The sequence below is a fragment of the Anabaenopsis elenkinii CCIBt3563 genome, assembly GCF_015245355.1.
GTDB classification, from domain to species: Bacteria; Cyanobacteriota; Cyanobacteriia; order Cyanobacteriales; family Nostocaceae; genus Anabaenopsis; species Anabaenopsis elenkinii.
Map to the genome: position 1 here is coordinate 1,773,442 of NZ_CP063311.1, position 17,477 is coordinate 1,790,918.

At 40.2% G+C, this 17,477-nt stretch carries 14 protein-coding genes; 12 read left to right on the top strand and 2 right to left on the bottom strand.

From position 1 onward, the window contains the following. Nucleotides 1–17: 17 nt before the first annotated feature. From IM676_RS07890 to IM676_RS07905, 4 genes are all read left to right on the top strand, one after another. Nucleotides 18–206 carry a hypothetical protein gene (locus tag IM676_RS07890; RefSeq protein WP_200989678.1) on the top strand — a complete coding sequence of 63 codons (189 nt, stop codon included), beginning with the start codon at nt 18–20 and terminating at the stop codon, nt 204–206. A gap of 65 nt (nt 207–271) precedes the next feature. After that, on the top strand, nt 272–1,327 hold the full coding sequence (locus IM676_RS07895) for a zinc-dependent alcohol dehydrogenase (protein WP_200989679.1): 1,056 nt from the start codon (nt 272–274) through the stop codon (nt 1,325–1,327). 151 nt (nt 1,328–1,478) lie between these two features. Beyond that, on the top strand, nt 1,479–2,141 hold the full coding sequence (locus IM676_RS07900; protein WP_200989680.1) for a type II restriction-modification system restriction endonuclease: 663 nt from the start codon (nt 1,479–1,481) through the stop codon (nt 2,139–2,141). After that, nucleotides 2,138–3,619, top strand: a complete 1,482-nt coding sequence (locus IM676_RS07905) for an SAM-dependent methyltransferase (RefSeq protein ID WP_200989681.1) — start codon at nt 2,138–2,140, stop codon at nt 3,617–3,619. The genes IM676_RS07900 and IM676_RS07905 overlap by 4 nt, the downstream gene beginning before the upstream one ends. A gap of 85 nt (nt 3,620–3,704) precedes the next feature. Here IM676_RS07905 and crtD read toward each other — a convergent pair whose 3' ends face one another. Then, nucleotides 3,705–5,219, bottom strand: a complete 1,515-nt coding sequence (gene crtD / locus IM676_RS07910; RefSeq protein WP_200989682.1) for a C-3',4' desaturase CrtD — start codon at nt 5,217–5,219, stop codon at nt 3,705–3,707. 162 nt (nt 5,220–5,381) lie between these two features. Here crtD and IM676_RS07915 point away from each other — a divergent pair, with 162 nt between their 5' ends. Both IM676_RS07915 and IM676_RS07920 read left to right on the top strand, forming a co-directional pair. After that, nucleotides 5,382–6,656, top strand: a complete 1,275-nt coding sequence (locus IM676_RS07915; RefSeq protein WP_200990124.1) for a M16 family metallopeptidase — start codon at nt 5,382–5,384, stop codon at nt 6,654–6,656. A gap of 7 nt (nt 6,657–6,663) precedes the next feature. Beyond that, nucleotides 6,664–7,524, top strand: a complete 861-nt coding sequence (locus IM676_RS07920) for a fructosamine kinase family protein (RefSeq protein WP_200989683.1) — start codon at nt 6,664–6,666, stop codon at nt 7,522–7,524. Nucleotides 7,525–7,581: 57 nt separating this feature from the next. On the opposite strand, the gene IM676_RS07925 is transcribed toward IM676_RS07920, so the two are convergent. Next, nucleotides 7,582–8,448: a helix-turn-helix transcriptional regulator gene (locus IM676_RS07925; protein ID WP_200989684.1), complete on the bottom strand. Its 867-nt coding sequence runs from the start codon at nt 8,446–8,448 to the stop codon at nt 7,582–7,584. A 97-nt stretch (nt 8,449–8,545) separates the two neighbouring features. On the opposite strand from IM676_RS07925, the gene cas3 reads away from it, so the two are divergent. From cas3 to IM676_RS07955, 6 genes are all read left to right on the top strand, one after another. Continuing rightward, nucleotides 8,546–10,723: a type I-D CRISPR-associated helicase Cas3' gene (cas3, locus tag IM676_RS07930; RefSeq protein WP_200989685.1), complete on the top strand. Its 2,178-nt coding sequence runs from the start codon at nt 8,546–8,548 to the stop codon at nt 10,721–10,723. A gap of 316 nt (nt 10,724–11,039) precedes the next feature. Then, nucleotides 11,040–11,249 (top strand): hypothetical protein, encoded by a 210-nt coding sequence (locus IM676_RS07935; RefSeq protein WP_200989686.1) that lies wholly within the window; start codon nt 11,040–11,042, stop codon nt 11,247–11,249. Between the two features lie 242 nt (nt 11,250–11,491). Then, complete coding sequence (gene cas10d / locus IM676_RS07940; RefSeq protein ID WP_200989687.1) at nt 11,492–14,842, top strand: type I-D CRISPR-associated protein Cas10d/Csc3; 3,351 nt, start codon at nt 11,492–11,494, stop codon at nt 14,840–14,842. A 57-nt stretch (nt 14,843–14,899) separates the two neighbouring features. Continuing rightward, nucleotides 14,900–15,907 (top strand): type I-D CRISPR-associated protein Cas7/Csc2, encoded by a 1,008-nt coding sequence (gene cas7d, locus IM676_RS07945; protein WP_200989688.1) that lies wholly within the window; start codon nt 14,900–14,902, stop codon nt 15,905–15,907. 5 nt (nt 15,908–15,912) lie between these two features. Further along, complete coding sequence (gene cas5d, locus IM676_RS07950; RefSeq protein WP_200989689.1) at nt 15,913–16,620, top strand: type I-D CRISPR-associated protein Cas5/Csc1; 708 nt, start codon at nt 15,913–15,915, stop codon at nt 16,618–16,620. Nucleotides 16,621–16,725: 105 nt separating this feature from the next. Beyond that, nucleotides 16,726–17,337, top strand: coding sequence for a 2OG-Fe(II) oxygenase (locus IM676_RS07955; RefSeq protein WP_200989690.1), 612 nt, complete (start codon nt 16,726–16,728; stop codon nt 17,335–17,337). Nucleotides 17,338–17,477: the final 140 nt, after the last annotated feature.

Sequence of the window (17,477 nt, forward strand, 5' to 3'; positions counted from 1 at the left end):
TACTTGAGGAGGATCCTATGAATATGATGTCTAACATCTGCCCGTGTTGCGGTGGTTCCCTCCTGCGTCATATCCGTCATAATGAATTATATTGGTTTTGCCAATCCTGTCGCCAAGAGATACCTATGTTAACTGTAGTTCGTGTGGCTCATACTCCCGGTGAACCTCACCATGAGGCTGTACCTCAAACTACACTCAGAGACTAGGGATAATTTGTCAATGACCACTATCTGATAAAATCAAGTGGAAATAACTAATTAGGTTGCCCGCTGTGTTAGCAGCATTACTCTACGGTCAAGAAGATTTACGCCTCGAACAGGTAGCTGACCCCACTCCGACAACTGGTGAAGTCGTGATTCAAGTAGGTGTAGCAACCACCTGCGGTACAGATTTAAAGGTTTGGCGGCGTGGTGGCCATGCAAAAATGCTGCAACTCCCCACCTTGTTTGGTCATGAAGCTGCAGGGGAAATTGTCGCAGTGGGGTCTGGTGTCACAAATTGGCAGGTGGGCGATCGCATTGTCGCTAATAATTCCGCACCATGCATGAAATGCTTCTTTTGTCAACGACAGGAATATTCTTTGTGTCCCAACATTACATGGAACAACGGCACTTTTGCCGAATATCTCAAAATTCCTGCGGCAATAGTACAACATAATATGTTAAGGGTTCCAGATGGGTTGCCTTTATCCTTAGCATCCATGACCGAACCTTTAGCTTGTGTGTTGCATGGTGTGGCTCGTTCTCATGTGCAACCCCATGACCGGGTGGTTGTGTTGGGAGATGGGGCTATTGGGTTGATGTTTGTGGCTGTGTTAGCTCAGACATCAGAAGTGATCCTGTGGGGAGGTAATGACCACAGACTGAAAGTAGGTCAAGAACTGGGAGCAACACACACATTTAATTATCATCACATCCCGGATATTCCCGGTGTAGTGAAAGAACTTACTCACGGATGGGGTGCTGACGTGGTAATTGAAGCTACAGGTGTGCCTACTGTCTGGGAAACCGCCATCACTTGCGCCCGTCCTGGTGCAACTGTGAATTTATTCGGTGGTTGTCCCCGAGACACAACTATTACAGTTGACACAGAAAAGTTACATTATAGTGAACTGACTTTAAAAGGGGTATTTCATAATACACCTGAATATGTGCGGGCAGCTCTTTCACTCATAGCTAGTGGTAAAATACCTTTTGAATTGTTAATCAGTCAAGAGCGATCGCTACAGGACTTAGAACAGGTGTTTTACCAGATGAAAGCCCGTGAGGTGATTAAAGTAGCGATAATTCCTGGTCTTCCCCAAGACAAACGTATATTTGATAGGTAAAATTTATTACTTTGACTGTTTTTTGCAGTAGCACAACAGTCAAAGTAGGTAGGGGGGTTATCAGGATAGCAATCCCACAAGATTTATGATATTGGGATATTGACTGGATCGACCAGAAATGCAGTAATTAATATTGTTTTTTGCTTCAACCATGAAAATTTTGACCATAGAAACCCTATGTACTGAAGCTGCAGTATTTTCAGTCACTGAGTCTAGACACCCAGAACCATTACTTTACGGTGTTACTGATGGGAAAGCAATTGGAACATATCTAGAGCAAAAATTTAAGCTCTATCTCAAACAGAAATATGATTTTGTTCAGGGTAATTCAGCTAGTGGTATTGACTTTCCCCAGTTATTGGTTGATATTAAAGTCACAAGCATTAAACAACCACAGTCATCGTGTCCTTATAAATCTGCAAGACAAAAGATTTTTGGATTGGGATATGGACTAATCATCTTTGTTTATGATAAGACAGACAACAGTACAAATCAGACTGCAAATTTAAATATTCAGCACACAATTTACGTCAGTACAGAAAGAACGGCAGATTTTCAGATGACTCGTGGAATTCGGAGCATCTTAGAAAATCAAGGTAACAAAGATGACTTGATTGCTTTTATGTATGATAGAAATTTGCCTGTTGATGAAATTGAAGCATCTAACATCGCAGAGGAAATCCTACTTAACCCTCCCTTGCAAGGATTTTTAACTATTTCCAATGCTTTGCAATGGCGACTACAATATGCAAGAGTTATTGAGCGTGCTGGACAAGAAAAAGGTATAGTTGCTGTTTACAGGGCTAACCAATGATTCAGACTGGTGATCAGACAAAAATAGAATATGGAGATTTCCAAACCCCGGTGGAACTCGCTCAAGAAGTATGTCAGCAGTTGATAGAAATTGGTGTTAATCCCGATGTGATTATTGAGCCCACTTGTGGAGTTGGTAATTTTATTAAGACTGCTGCACGTTTATTTCCATCAACTGAAAAGATTATTGGAGTAGAGATAAACTCAGATTATTTAGAGAATGCACACACAGAAAAACTATTTTTAGAAGATAACAGGATTGAGCTTAAAAATGCCAACTTCTTTGAGTTTAATTGGTTGTCATATGTGAATCAATTGCCTGGACAAATTCTCGTGCTTGGTAATTTTCCCTGGGTGACTAGTTCGCAACAGGGAGGTATTGGTGGCACAAACCTACCCAAAAAAAGTAATTTTCAAAATCACAGAGGCTTGGACGCTATAACTGGTAAGAGTAACTTTGATATTTCCGAATGGATGCTAATTCAGTCTATACAATGGCTACAAGGGCGTAATGCTTACCTAGCAATGCTTTGCAAAACTTCCGTTTCCAGAAAGTTATTGGGCTACCTTTATTCTAATAATCTTAATTTGGCTGACTGTGCAAGTTATAGCATAGATACAAAAAAGTATTTTGATGCATCTGTGGACGCCTGTCTATTCTTCTGTAAATTTGATTCAACCTCTAAAAACTACTGCTGTAATGTATTTAGTAGTTTGAGAAGCTCAGAATATTATACAATAGGTTATCGCCATAATCTCCTAATAAGAGATATAGTTTCTTTTGAAAAATTGAGTCAACTATATGATGTCAATCGTCAAAAGAAATGGCGTTCTGGGATTAAACATGATTGCTCGAATGTCATGGAGTTGCGTAAAAATAATAATAGTTTTGTAAATGGACTAGGAGAAACTGTTGATATTGAAGAAACTTATGTGTTTCCTTTAATGAAAGGTTCAGATGTGGCTCAAAATCGTATAAAAAATACTGATCGATATCTCCTAGTAACTCAGAAATTTGTTGGTGAATCAACTGAGTCTATACAACATTTAGCTCCTAAAACCTGGAGTTATTTAGAGTCTCATGCAAGTTATTTAGATAACCGCAAGAGTAAAATATACAAAAGTAATCCCAAATTTTCTATTTTTGGTGTTGGTGCGTACACTTTTCAACCTTGGAAAATTGCAATCTGTGGTCTTTATAAGAGGTTAGAATTTCGGTTAATTAGCCATATAGTTAGTAAGCCTGTCGTTTTTGATGATACTGTTTACTTCCTGAGTTTTGATAATGAGGAGACTGCACACAAGACTTTTGAGATGTTGAATTCTCCATCAGTAATCAAGTTTTATTCATCTCTGATTTTTTGGGATGAAAAGCGACCAATTAAGTCCAGCATCTTAAACAGCTTAAACCTAACACTTGTAAAAGTTGGATGTAAAATACCTAGAAATGAGAAGACTATGATCAGGGACTGGAATTAGATATGTTGGTTTTTGCAATTCAACCACAGATGAACACAGATACTTGATTGCTAGTAATTAACTTCTAACTAGAAGTCTGTTAATTCTAAAATTCCGCCTGAATTTGTCTAACTACTGTCAGCGCTGAGTAACTAACTCCAGCTGTACCTTCTCCTGGATGAGTTGAGTCACCTACTAACCATAAATTCTGGATGGGTGTACGATTGGCAAATCCAAAGGGGCCAAAGGTGGGTATTCTCTGACCAATACCGCCAACTATACCCCGATCGCGCCCTGTGTAATGGGCAAAGGTGCGGGGTGTAGCAGCTTCTACATGAATAATGGTTTCTGGTTTGAGGTAGAAGTATTGCCCAAGACGAGCGATCGCATCTTCTGTATACTGTTGTTTTAACTGTCGATAATTATCACCTTGCCACCAGGGTGTAGGATCGACAAAAGATGAAGCGATAATTGTGGCTTTCCCTTCGGGAGCGCGTCCATCTCCGGGATGACTCACGGAAACAAACAAAGAATTATTTTCACCAATCGGGGCGTTAACATCATACAAAAATTGTAAATGGGGGGGACAACCGGGGGGAATAGCACTTATATCTACCCCTAAATAAACTACAAAGGCTCCGGAGGCCAGGGGTAACTTTTCCACACGGTTTTGATAACCAGAAGGGGCTTTTTCTCCCAATAGTTGCACTAAATTTTGTACTGTGACGTTAGCAACTACATGATCTACTACTTCCCTCCAGACTTCACCTGTTTTCTGGTTTCTAATCACTACAGCATGGGCTTGATCATTTTCTACCTGAATTTTTTCCACAGTATGGCGCATTAATAACTTACCACCATCTCGTTCTAAGGATGTCACCAGGCGATCGCTGAGTACCTGCATACTACCCTGGAGGTGGAATAATCCTTGGGGTAATTGAGAGACACTCAAGGCTGTTGCAGCATAGAGTAAAGCTGTCTCCTCCGCACTGACCTGGGAATAGAGTTTTAATTGCAAATCCAGAAAAGTCCTCAGACGCTGATCCTTACCCAGTCCGTAAAACCTTAAAGCATCACCCACAGTAAATAAAGTATAGGGTACTGTAATCAATGTACTTGGGCGCACCGCCTGAGCTAGTTGCCATAAATCCCACAAATTACGCGGTGGTAATACTGGGTCACGCCCTTGAAATTGCCAACTAGCCTCAAATAACACCGCCATCATCCGCCAAAAAGGTTCGCTACCAGGAAACTGTTTTTGGCGTTCCTCTTGCCATTTCTGGGGGTCACGCCAAACATTAATTGGTGTACTTTCTCCAGGTAAATACACAGCACAAGCGGGGTCACAGGGTGTTGCGGCTGGTAAGTCTATGGCTAATTCTGAGAATATGCGGTGGTGAATTCCCCCCGGTTCTAATCCTGCTACCTGAGTCGCCCCCACATCAAAAGTAAATCCTTGACGTTTAAATGTAGAAGCACAACCCCCCGGAACCAAGGCTTGGTCGAGAACTAAAACACTGTAACCCCGATGGGCTAATAAAGCCGCCGCAGTCAGTCCGCCTATACCTGCACCAATGACAGCAACGCGGGATTTAGTTTTGTGAGTAGAAATATGGGTCATTGATATTTATCTTTATAATTCTTAATATTACTACTCATAATTTTACTTCATCTGCGAAAAAAAGCCGGGTGACATTCACAACCCCAACACTCTCCTCAAGATACACAATGAAAATTAGTGGATAAGATGAAAGAGTAAAAAGCCGTGACTCTCCTACCACCCATGACCTCAACTCTGCTCCAAATCCCTCGGATAAATGCCCCCAAACTCCACCAATTACCAAATGGTTTAACCATAGTCGCAGAGCAAATGCCAGTAGAAGCTGTGAATCTCAGCTTGTGGATCAAAGTAGGCTCGGCGGTAGAACCTAATACAATTAATGGTATGGCTCACTTTTTAGAGCATATGGTTTTTAAAGGAACTGAACAATTAGCTAGCGGTGAGTTTGAACGTCGAATTGAAGAGAGGGGCGCGGTGACTAATGCAGCCACTAGTCAAGATTATACACGTTATTACATAACCACTGCTCCCAAAGATTTTGTAGAACTAGCGCCATTACAAATAGATGTAGTCCTTAATGCCAGTATTCCTGATGATGCCTTTGAACGGGAACGTTTAGTTGTTTTAGAAGAAATTCGCCGTTGTGAAGATAACCCCCAGCGGCGCACATTCAGAAGAGCTATGGAGACAGCTTTTGAAAATTTACCCTATCGCCGTTCAGTATTGGGACCAGAAGCGGTAATTTCTCAACTCCAAGCCCAACAAATGCGCGACTTTCACAGAACTTGGTATCAACCCCAGTCAATTACCGCTGTAGCTGTAGGTAATTTGCCCGTAGAAGAATTAATTGCAACTGTAGCTGAGGGATTTAGTCATAGTCAAAACACAACAATTAATACTGAACAGTTAAGAGTTAATCCTGAACCTGCATTTACACAAGTTGTGCGTCGGGAATTTATAGATGAGAGTCTTCAGCAAGGGCGTTTAGTCATGGTGTGGCGGGTTCCAGGGTTGGAACAGCTAGATGATATTTATGGGTTGGATGTTTTGGCGGGTATTTTGGGACATGGACGCACATCAAGACTGGTGCGAGATTTACGGGAAGAACGGGGACTGGTAAATTCTATTACTGTCAGTAATATGACTAATCAGTTACAAGGGACATTCTATATTGCCGCTAAATGTCCTGTGGAAAATTTACAGGCTGCGGAGGAGGCGATCGCCCAACATATCCGCATACTACATACAGAGTTAGTTTCAGAAGCAGAAATTGCTCGGGTGCGGCGACAAGTAGCCAATAGGTATATATTTGGTAACGAAACCCCAAGCGATCGCGCTGGTTTATATGGTTACTATCAATCTATGATAGGAGAGTTAGAACCTGCTTTTAATTATCCCCATCATATTCAATGCCAAGATACCACTGACTTAATGCGATCGGCAAAACAGTATCTTTCTCCCGATGCTTATGGGGTAGTAATCTTAAAACCCTACTAATTGAAAAATGTGGACTGAAATTGATACCCATATTAGCCAAGTAACCGGCAAAAAATTTCAAACTCAGCGCCAGCAGGGTGTTAGTGGTGGCTGTATTAATCAAGGTTATGCTATTTCTGATGGAGATTTAACTTACTTCGTCAAGCTAAATCAAGCATCTCAAGTGGCGATGTTTGAAGCTGAGGCCTTGGGCTTACGGGAAATACTGGTTACAGATACGATTCTTGTACCTCAACCCATTTGTTGGGGTACTTCTGGTAAGTATAGCTATCTCGTCTTGGAATGGCTGGAAATGGGAGGCGGTAACGGTAAATGGGAAGAAATGGGGCGCAAACTAGCCGCGATGCACAAAGCCATAAGCAGTAAAGGTTTTGGATGGAAAATTAATAATACTATTGGTTCCACACCTCAAATCAACACCTGGACAGGAGACTGGGCAGAATTTTATACTAAGTATCGTTTAAATTATCAATTTCAATTAGCTAGGCGACGGGGGGGTAGTTTTCCTCAACAAGATAGGCTACTGGCGGCTATTCCTGACATATTAGCAGGTCATGAAGTACAACCTTCCTTAGTACATGGTGATTTATGGGGTGGGAATGCTGGTTTTACTCTGTCGGGAGAACCTCTGATATTTGACCCAGCCACTTATTTTGGCGATCGGGAAGTTGACATTGCCATGACAGAATTATTTGGTGGGTTTCCCTCTGAGTTTTACCAAGGTTATCACCAAGTGTTTCCTTTACAGCCAGGTTATGAGCAAAGAAAAACCCTCTATAACCTCTATCACATTCTCAATCACTTCAATTTATTTGGCGGTGGTTATGGTTCCCAAGCCAATCGCATGATTGCGCAGATTTTAGGATAAATTTCACCGGAGAGTCGAAGACCTCTGAAGATGGGGATGATGTTATGAGAGTGGAATTTAACTTGTGGTTTCGATGTCGTATAAATTGCAGAGGTTGCGAACTTTTTCCCTGAGGCGATCGCGCACATTCTCAGGTAGAATCACTACACAGTCTGGCCCATACTGCATCACCTCCCGGCTAAACCAAAAAGTATTTGATACTGTCCTCACAACTCGCCTCACCCCTGGTTGATCTAGTAACCATTCATTGATGTGATCTTCCGGTTTGGCTTGATAACCAAAAGCCAAGCCGCCAAATATATGTATTTCCACGTCGATTGTATCTAACTGAGGATGCCATCTACCGGGAATAGAAGTTACAGCCGCATCTGTAATTCTATCTAAGCGTAAAGTCCAGTTATGAATCAGCTCAGGGATATCAGAGTTTCCTTCTGTCTCCTCACACCAGCAGTTAAGATATTGTCGCTTTTCCTGGGGGGTAATCCGAGCATGGCGCACCGTAAAATTCAGTACGCGCCCTGCTGCATCTTGGTAGGAAAGCAGAAATGGTTGCTGTCGCAAAATGTAGTTATCTATTTGTGACCGCCAGGGTGGGGGGAGATTTTCTAAAAAAGCTTGTATTTCCGTCCGCAATGGTACTGACAGTTCGCTGCGTTCTAGAAGCAGGTTAGCAATAATTTGGGCTTGTTCTACTTGTCCAATGTCGGTTAATGCACCTATACAGCGATGTAATGCTCTAATCCTGTCTTCTGTCCAATTGTTATTGTTACCAATGCGTAACTTACGTTGGGCTATGGCTTCTATGAGCTTGGATATGTTCGGGCGATTTCCCCACATCATACCAAATTGCAGAGCTATGGCTTCCAGTTCTGCTTTATCCCGCTCCTTTAAAGACAGAGTTATAGACTGACCTTTCCGACTCATATTTGTACGGACACTTTTATCCAGATATATCTTGCTAACATCTATTTTGCATGGCATGATCAGAAATAACAACAGTTTACGGACACTATTTAAGTGAATGTCGGCAGATTGCAAAGTTACTCTCAAGCCTGTTTACTCTCAAACCGTCCCCACACCTGACGGCGTGAAATTACCTCAAAATTGGTCACTTTCTTGGCATCAATTAGCTACCTTAGAAGCATTACGCGATCCAAATATTGACGTAGTGTTCAACACAGCTATGACAGGCGACGGTAAAAGTTTAGCGGCTTATTTAGAAGTGATTCAAGGTCAATCTTCCGCCATTGGACTTTACCCAACTAACGAACTTGCACGAGACCAAGAAATACAAATTAGAGGATATATTACCCAACTTCAACCAGAAAATGAGCCGCGTGTAGCCAAATTAAGCGGGGCTGACTTAGAAATTTATGCTGAAAATGAAGGAATAAAAAAAGCGGCAGCTATTTCAACTCTGACGAATCAGAGAGAAGTATTACTGACTAATCCTGATATTTTTCACTACTTGCATAGAGGTGCTTATATAAGTCCGGTTGATAGCCCAGATAAATTATGGGGTAGCATTGATAAAAATTTTGGCTTATTTATTTTTGATGAATTTCATGTTTTTACAGCCCCTCAAATTGCCAGTGTAATTAATACAATGTTGTTAATTCGCTGTACGAATCGGCGTAAAAAATTTCTGTTTCTCTCAGCTACACCAGACACAAACTTAATTAGCAGACTGCAACAGGCAGGATTTCGCTGTCAAGTTATCAATCCCATTGCCGAAAATAAATATCAATTTCCTGCAACACCAGAAGAACAACATCAACTACAAACACAGGGCTGGCGACAGGTAGCCAGAACAATAACCCTCAATTTTATTCCTTTAGAACCTAGTTCTAAAGCTTCGGAAAATTGGCTCAGAGAAAATAGTGATTTAATTTTATCTCAGTTTAAAAATTATCCTGGTAGTAAAGGAGCAATTATTCTCAACTCCATTGCAGCAGTCAAGCGGTTAACGGCATTTTTTCAGGAATTTTTGCAACCTTACCATCTAACAGTAGGAGAAAATACCGGACTTTCTGGAAAAGAAATAAAAGAACGCAGTCTCATAGCTGATTTAGTTATCGGTACTAGCACAATTGATGTGGGAGTTGATTTTAAAATCAATTTTCTGATGTTTGAATCATCAGATGCAGGTAACTTTATTCAACGGTTAGGGCGGTTAGGTAGACATGATGGCTATGAGAAAGATGGTCAAATGATTAAGTTTAATGAGTTTACAGCTTTTGCCCTTGTACCTAAATTTTTAGGAGAACGTTTATTTCAGGGAGATTCACCACCCTTACAGGTAGATGGTACTTATAACCGCCCATTTTTTCACAGCATAATTAATGATCACTATAGACAAATCAATGATTTTAATGGTTATTATCGCCGCTGGGCTACTGTACAATCATTTCGGCTATGTTACCAATTGAGCCATGACACAATTAAACAACAGTATGCCCAAAGCCGACAACAATTTCAAAAAGCCTGTGAGCAAGTATTTAACAACAGCTTCAAATCCATAGGTGGACATATTAAGCAATGGGCGGAAGACTGGAAAGCAATTTCAGATAAACCAGGTAATCCCATTGCTGAAGAAGCTTTTAGTTTTCGGGGTTCTAGTCCCTTGCAATGTGGGTTGTATGACTTAACGGAAGAAAACCCAGCAGACAGGTTTAAAACCTACGATTTACCAGGTATTTTGAGCAATTTAGACATTGAAATGTGGACAGAAACAGGATTTATGCGGACACTCACAGAAACCGCACAACGCACAGAGCAACCCATAGCCAAAGGTAGATTTGCTCATTGTCTTGCATTTATCAAGTTGCGTTCCTACCGTGAGGAACGACTCAACTGGAAATTTACCTATCCGGGAGACTTACAACCAATAGCGGATACTGGGAAAGTTCAGGTTTTAACTGGGGTGGAAATTTCCCAACCTGAAAATAAATGGATCAGTGCAATTAACAAACCCCTCAAAACACAGGGTTTAGTTGCTTACATCATTCGTAGACCCGTGTCAGAAGTGCGGATGCGGTTACGACTACCAATGCACTTTCAGATTTACCCCATTTGCGACCAGTACAGCCTTCATGATGCTAATGCACCTTATGCGATCGCTTTTGGTCAGTCAGCACTGTTGCTAGATACCCTCGCCTATAACTTGAAAAGCAAAGGAGATGAGATATGGATTGTTTAAGGTTGCAATCCCTGATAGGGATTGTTGAGAAAAAAGCTTACGGTTTTAAGCACAGACTTATTCTTTTCAATCCCTAATAGGGATTAATTAAGTGGTTACGTGCTCCTCAAGCTTCATCTGATGGAAGTATTTCATAGTCAGGTTGAATATGTCAATAGCAGAAGTGTTGAATAATCCTGTGCTTATAGAAATCAGAAAAATTCTTTGATAACAGGTTTCGTTTTATGTAGGTTCAGACTATCAATTACCTGCGCAAATATAACAAGCATTTGGGCTGCTATGTATGTAACTCATAAATTGTGAAATCGAGAATATTATGAAAGATAAATTGACAAACCTTGAGAAATTAATTGCAATTCTTAAGGATGGTAAATGGCATTCTAGCGATGAGCTAGCAGCAAATGTCAGTTTTCGATTTGGACATACCATATTTGAAGCTCGCAAAAAAGGCTACCTAATTGAAAAAAAACAAGTTGCTAATAACCAATTTGAATATAGGTTATTAACCGAGGAACCAATGTCATAGGTTATCCGATAATTTATCTAGGTAAGCCCTACAAGAGCAAACTAGCAGCTTGCGGTATTAAGCTCAGGCGTAAGCATTCTTAATCCCCAACAGCTTGGCTGATGGTTGAATAAGTCACTTAAAACCCACATCTTAAGACAGTAAGTTTTACACCAGCTTTACTCTTCAGAAACTAGACAACTCAATCAATAATATCCCGTTACCTGCAAGCAATAATTAGTCAATTTGATTCTTTGTAGATCATGAATAAAAAAACTCAAGCCATTGCAGACAACAACCAGCTAGATTTATTTGACAATCAAAATGAAGAACTAGAAGAATTAGACGATGATTTGTTTAATCAAGACTTTGGTTTTGATAGTGGTTCTTCAGACCATACCATTGAAACTCAGGGTGAATTACTCACACTTAAACTATTGCGAGAAGCAATTCAGGCGCAAAATCCTCATGACCCAGTAATGGCTGATTTCGCTGAGTATGTTTTACCCAACCTCCTAAATATAGCCATTGGTGTTACAGCTAAAGGCGGTAAATTCTTTGATAAAATTGACCACAAGCGAGCCGCAGCAGGTAAAACTAAAGTTCGCCGAGATAATGCTGCTGACCAATCATTGAATACACATTTACTCAATGGTTTATTTCCGGCTAACTTAATTGAAAAGCGGTTACAACAACTTGATACCACAGTCCGAAGACTCGTTAAAGAAAGAGAACGCCGATTAGTAATTGCAGGCTTTATTTTACATGACTTTGAAAAATTTCCCGATGTCCCAGCAGACTGTCGCCAGTTACCCTTAACCGAACACCGCCAAATTATTGATCAAAAAATTCACCAGTTAGGACTTGATAAGTTTATTAACCCAGATAACTCGGAAGCGTATCAGCAATATTTAGATGATTTATTGTGCATAGCTTATAATGCACAACGACGGTGGGATACTAACTGGAATTTTTCAGAATTTGGCTTAAATCCTGTTCTCCAAGATCGCATTCTCAGGAATTTATCTGAGTTAACTTGTTTGGCTGATTCCCTGGCCTCAATTGTCAAACATCCCCAAGATGCGGAACATACCAGACTCAAAGAAATTCTGCATGAATTAAGTGATGGACAACTGAAATTTACCTATCACAGTATTGCTGAAAATAGAGGGGTTTTAACTAATGTAGTTAATAATGCTTTAATTGAGGCTCATACCAGTGTCAACACTCATGATAAGATTTACTATCAACCTCTACTGTATTTACCAACAGGTGTAATTTATCTAGCATTGCGTAATGCACCTCCCATTACTAAAGAAAATTTATCAGACCGTGTAGTTAATAGTATTAAGTCACTGTGTGCAGGTCAACTGCGTCTGCGACAAACAGGATTTGGTCGAGATGGTAAAGGGATGAAGTATGCGGAATATTACAATTTATTCTTTGAGCATTTAGGTCTAATGCAAGTAGCTTTAGATGCTACATTAAGGATATTAAACCCCAATAAATCTTCCGTTGCTCAAAGTCGCAGTGAAAATCTGATTAAATTTCAGCAAAAAAAGGTTTTATCTGCTGACTATGACTTCACATTTAAAGATGATATCCGCATCGACCAAATAGCAGAATTTGGTGATTTAGTCACTCGTAAGATTTGGGAAGAGACCGTTAAGCGCATTGATGCTGCGAGAAAGAAAGATAAAAAACTACCAGTATTACCAGATTTAGACTTAACCCACAAAATCGCCGAGTTGTGGAATTTAACAGCATATTTACCCGCAATTCGCGAAATTCAAAGCATTAACGAAAGTCTCAAGGAAAAGAAGTTAAAAGGAAATACTGGGGGAGTACCTTATGAATGGTATTATTTAGCGGCTAAATATTTAGAATCTCATCCGGGGATTGAAAACATCCGTGAAATTTGTCAGGAAATTATCGATTACTTATCGACCTTAATTTACCCGGTTATTTCTCAGTATGAATTACCCGATGGCTGGGAGGACTTAAGGCTGTGGGTAAGTCGCGTCGTCATGTTGCCAAATACGAAGCAACAAGTATCACCTGCAACTGAAAGTCAGACATTTTTAGACGAATTAACTAATTACAATGGTGCTAAAAAATCAGGAAGAGGAAAGCAACTTATTTGCTCAATTTCTCATTCAGCTTACACCGTGACTGAGCAAATGGAATCAGCAGTTTTATTTACACCCCAAGTTTATACAAATAAACAAATGTTGGGGGGTTCCAACGCCAAGCGGAACATTTCCAGTATTGCTGGTGTGGAAATGATGCTCAGACAAATCTTGATGAATCAAACTCAAGCGGTTGGTAAACGCTTTGAAGACGGAAAATACCGCTATCTCTATTTTTACCCAACTTATTATTTCACCCCAGAAACTAATAAGTTTTTACAGAAAGCATATAATGGTATTGCTCAAACTCGCTTTGATACTAGCATACGGAATCATTTCATCAGCAAGGATTTACAGGCAAACTTAGAAAAAGCAAATTACCAAAGGGTAGATACTTTCATCATTGATGAACATATCCAGGCTGGAAAAGACCGCACATTTAAGCTTTCTTATCCTGAAGATCAACCCTTAACATTTTATTTTATGGCACTCCCCCCAGGAAAGGACAGCACGGATACTGAATCTTGGATAATGCCGAGTTGGCTAGCTTTCGCTTTTCCCATGATTCTAGATGTAAAAACGGTGGTTTCTGAGTCGCCAATTCCACCTTTTAATGATGGTGCTGAATTTGAAGAAAGCGTTTTCTTAGATAGTGCGCCCCATGCTTTCCGCGCCTTAGTCAAAAGGGATAGATTTCGTCTTGATTACATTTTAGAAGGTTGGGAAGAAAACAGTATTCAATACCCAGCACCTTTAAATGTGTTAACAGCCGCCTATGCTATTCATTTAGATGTCAATGCTAAACAAGGTAAAACTGGTTACGATGCGAATTGGGGTAAATTTGCAGAACTAGCTAAGGATTTTGAAACCAGTCCTTTGTATGTTTTTGCTTATCTCAATCGTTGGGTGCGTAACCAAGGAGTAGAAACAGCCCGAATCGAAAAAGTTAGGCTTTATACCTATCATTTTTACCCTTGTTTTGACCCTCATGTGAAATTTGATCAAAATATGGAGCAGTTAATTGTGGGAGAACAATCTAGCTTAAATCATCCCCAAAATCTCACGGATTTTTACCGGAAATTTTACCGCGCCAATAAGCGTTATAACCCTAAATCTAATGCTGTGTTGAAACCTATAAAGATGGCATCTGACACTATTCTCAAAGCTGAGTCTAGTGTTTTTCATGGAGAAACATTAGTTATGGCGGTGGCGGCGGAAGTGTTTAAACTCATGGATCGTGTTCATGTTGATACTGCTGAAGGACGTTGGGTAATGAGTAACCGTGAACAAGAACGCCAAGCTGTGGTAGATTTTTCCAGATATTTTGTTCAGGAGGTATTCGAGAAATCATTTGCAGGCGATCGCGCTCGTTTAGCAGGTCGTCAAATCAATTTAATTAAAAATACTTGTGAGTTCCTTTACCGCCTTGCAGATGACAAAGAAAACGCCGAAAAAGATACCGAAAAAGATGATGTAACTGAGTAATTAGATATTTCCATTAACCCAATTTCAAATACATTCAATTCTCTGGAGAGATTAATCATGTCATTGCTGAAAACAGTTCCTTCAAAACTATTCCAAGCTGCAATTCCCTACAAACCTATGGGAAAATATGCCCATTTTATCACCATACGCATTACAGAATCTTATCCACTTTTTCAAACAGATGGAGAATTAAATAAAGCCAGGGTGAGAGCTGGAGTGAGAGATAAAGCCACAATTAGCCGTTTATCAATGTTTAAGCGCAAACAATCTACCCCAGAACGTTTAGTTGGTCGGGAATTACTGCGTAACTACGGCTTTATGACTGCGGAGGAATGCGAATATAACGTTAATTTCGCTATGGATAATCCTGATTGTATTATTTACGGTTTTGCCATTGGTGATTCTGGTTCGGAAAAATCTAAGGTAATTGTAGATACAGCATTTTCAATTACCCCTTTTGACGAATCCCACGAAACTTTTACCCTCAACGCCCCCTATGAAAATGGTACAATGGCATCTAAGGGGGAAAATGGTTCTAAAATCGGTGAAGTTACCAGTCGTATTAATGAGCAAGACCATATTAGACCACAGGTTTTCTTCCCTAGTATTGTCACCCTCAAAGATCCCACAGAGGCTAGTTTCCTTTACGTTTTTAATAATATTCTTAGAACCCGCCACTATGGAGCCCAAACCACCCGTACAGGTCGTCTGCGCAATGAGTTGATTGGTGTTGTATTTGCAGATGGAGAAATTACCAGTAATCTCCGTTGGACTCAAGCCATATATGACCAAATGAAAGCCCAAAATACCATTAATCCTCCTGAACCTTTGGATGAAGATGATGTAATTAGTGCTGCTAAAAGTACAATTGAGGCTTTAATGGCTGATGAGTTTATTGTACATACTGATTTTATTGGTGATGCTTTTTCACCTCTGCTACAGGAAGTTAAGACCCTTACAGGTACAGAAACAGGAATTAAAGCAATTTTAGAGAAAGCTGATGGGGAAGCCAAGGATTATGCTAAAAAACACATTAGCAAAAAGAAAACGGTGCGGGCTAAGTAATCTCTATGAGCATTATCTACCAATGTCAATTAGAACTACATGATAGCCTGTATTTTGCCACCCGTGAAATTGGGCGACTTTACGAAACAGAGCCAATAATTCACAATTACGCCCTCTGTTACGCACTGGGTTTAGTTGATAGTGAAATCCACTCTACTACCGTAGCTGATGAACACTCCTATCGCTACTTTAGCCAGGAACAAGTACCAAAATATGAGGAGCATTTAATACCACTCAACCAGCAGAAAATTTACATTACTCCCGCTCGAGTTTTGCATCATTCCGCCATTCTTAACACCTGGAAGTATGCTAATAATAACTACCATGTCGAGATGGAGAAAACCCAAAAGAATATCCCCAGTTTTGGTAGAACTAAAGAAATTGCACCAGAAAGTCAATTTGAGTTTTTCCTAATTGCTGACAAACCAATTAAATTACCAAAATGGATCCGCTTGGGTAAATGGATGAGTAAGGCTGAGGTAACAGTTACAGAGTTACCCAAGTCTCATACTACTGAGGGTTTATTTACTTGTAAATATCCTTTAAACCCTTTAGATGTCATGTTTACTAATCAAGTTATTAGCTATGATGTAGTAAATATGCCTCCTGTTAGTCTGATTCAAAATGTGCAAATGCGAGGTTTATACTATTACTTTGATGGTATCCCCGGGTTAAAGCTTCCCGCTCGCATGGAATACCGTTTTGGGAGTTAATCAAGGTCAGTTTTAGCAATATGGAACCACAGATGTAGACAATAAACACACATGATTGTCCTAATGTGGTTCTTAATTTTACTTTCCATCACTTTTTCAAGTCACGTGAAGTACTTTCAACAACAGCATAACGCTTTCCCCAAGGATTATCTCAATAACCTATGGGGGGAAATTCAGGCTTGTCCTTACTTTGCTATCAATAATCTTAACCGCGATTTTGTCGCCACTAAGGGATTTTCTCTAGTGTTTAGGCGATCGCACATCTCCACTGTAGAACAAAAATTTCCCTACTTTAAGCCCTACTTAGATTTAGCTCTCCAACCTAGTTGTAATGCTTTTTACCTCAATCCCTTACAGCTTCAACAAGGTTCCCGTGTAGACCCCCACATTGACCGCTCCTTGCGTTCTTACTGCAAAACCGTAGAACCGCCTATGTGTGTCAGTGTTCTATATGTACGCTTACCAGAAGACATGGTAGGAGGGGAATTAGTACTCAAGTCCCATAAACGCCAACTGGGACAAATTAAACCCCAGGTAAATACTTTAGTTTACTTCCAAGGTGATTTAACTCACTCCGTTAACCCTGTGCAAACCATGGGAAAGCGTTTGAGCCTAGTTTGTGAACAGTATAGTTTAAGTCAATATGAACTGGCAGAAATACCAGACTTTACCATTGAATCAAGAGTTCCCCAATCTAGCACAAAAAAACGTAAGTAAAACACCCCAATAAAACACCCCAATAAAACACCCCAATAAAACACCTCAATAAAACACCCAAGTAAACTGTTGAGTCTTTCTTGACTTTAGCCCTCCCAATTACAAATTACCTTTATCCCACTGTTCCCCAGCAAACACAA